The sequence below is a fragment of the Deferribacter thermophilus genome (assembly GCF_049472675.1).
Classification (GTDB): domain Bacteria; phylum Chrysiogenota; class Deferribacteres; order Deferribacterales; family Deferribacteraceae; genus Deferribacter; species Deferribacter thermophilus.
In genome coordinates this window covers 1-1,421 of sequence record NZ_JAPNXM010000025.1, presented here as the reverse complement: position 1 = coordinate 1,421, position 1,421 = coordinate 1, and the positions used below count along the sequence as shown (strand labels likewise).

Annotated in this window: 1 protein-coding gene; it reads left to right on the top strand. The window is 32.6% G+C overall.

Annotated elements, in window-relative coordinates; all coding sequences use genetic code 11:
• Positions 1-222: 222 nt before the first annotated feature.
• Entirely contained in the window at positions 223-1,413 is a 1,191-nt protein-coding gene (locus OWM07_RS11130; protein WP_423303817.1) for an IS110 family RNA-guided transposase, read from the top strand.
• Positions 1,414-1,421 lie beyond the last annotated feature (8 nt).

Here is a 1,421-nt window from a genome sequence, read left to right as displayed (position 1 = left end):
CTCCTACGAATTATTATGGTATTTATTTTTTATGTTACTTAAATATAATGCTATGTTCGCTGTTAAGCTGGGACAGAGGACTTCATATTCCCTAAGCTTTAAAGCTTCAATAGGAGTCTGTCCCCCGTCCCAAAAGTCCCTATTGGTTGATTTGGCTATCAAGCCACTGTCAAACAGGAGATAGGACTCGGGACTTTTAAAAATATTTATGTGAGGTTTGACATGAAAAATAATTTCTCTTTTTTTGTTGGTATCGATATTTCCAAAGATAAGTTTAATTACTGTATTATCAATGAATCTATGGAAACATTGAAACAAGGTGAAACTAGTATGGATTATGATGGTTTTCAATCTTTTAATGATATTATCCATCAATTCAAAAATTCTGTTATCGCTCTCGAATCTACTGGCAGTTACCATCTAAACCTCTTATCTTTTCTCATTTCAAACAATCACACTGTGGCTCTTATTAATCCAGCTCTCATCAAAAAATTTGCTCAAACTATTACACTCAGAAAAACGAAAACTGATAAAATTGATGCCAACATTATTGCTAAATTCATTTTTAAGAACCTTGAACATATCAATTACTTTGTCCCTACAAATATGAATGATATTACCGCTCTCGCAAGAGTTAGAGAAAACATCTCTCAGCAAATTGCAAAAGTTAAAACGCAACTTAAACAACATCTCTCCATTGTCTTCCCTGAACTCCTCGCTCAATACAATATCTTTACCGACTCTATCCTCTCCATACTTGAAGAATTTCCTACACCTAAACACGTTCTTAAAGCACCCAAAAGCAAAATAATCGGATTCTTCAATAAACTTCACTCTAAAGGTAGAAGAATCTCTCTTACTCCTGAAAAACTCATTGAGCTTGCAAAAAATTCTATTGGACTTTCTACTAAAAACTTCGCTAAGATTATTAAACATGATGTTCAAATGCTGAAATTCCTCCAAAATCAATTGGATGATATAACTGACGATTTTATAGATAATATCAAAAATAACAAAAAAGATGATATGGAAATTATTTCTTCTATTAAGGGAATTAGTGATATTACATCTGCTCATTTTATGGCTGAAATCAAAGATATTGAAAGATTTGAAAACCATAGAAAGCTTTCTGCCTATGCTGGTCTTGACCCTGCCATTAAAGAATCTGGAAAAATGTATTCCAGAGGTAGGATAAGCAAAAAAGGTTCTAAATCTCTTAGACGATATATTTATCTTATGGCAAGTGGTGTTATTCGATGTAACGAACATTTTAAAAGGTATTATGATAAAAAAAGAGCAGAGGGAATGCCTCACAGAAAAGCTATGATTGCACTGTGTAACAAACTGATTAGAATCCTTTTTGCTATGCTTAAAAATCGTGAAAAATTTAATCCTGCTCTCCATTATTTATAGTTGACTCC

Coding starts and splice junctions, on each gene's coding strand:
- OWM07_RS11130 (WP_423303817.1), top strand. CDS start 223: ATGAAAAATAATTTCTCTTTTTTTGTTGGTATCGATATTTCCAAAGAT.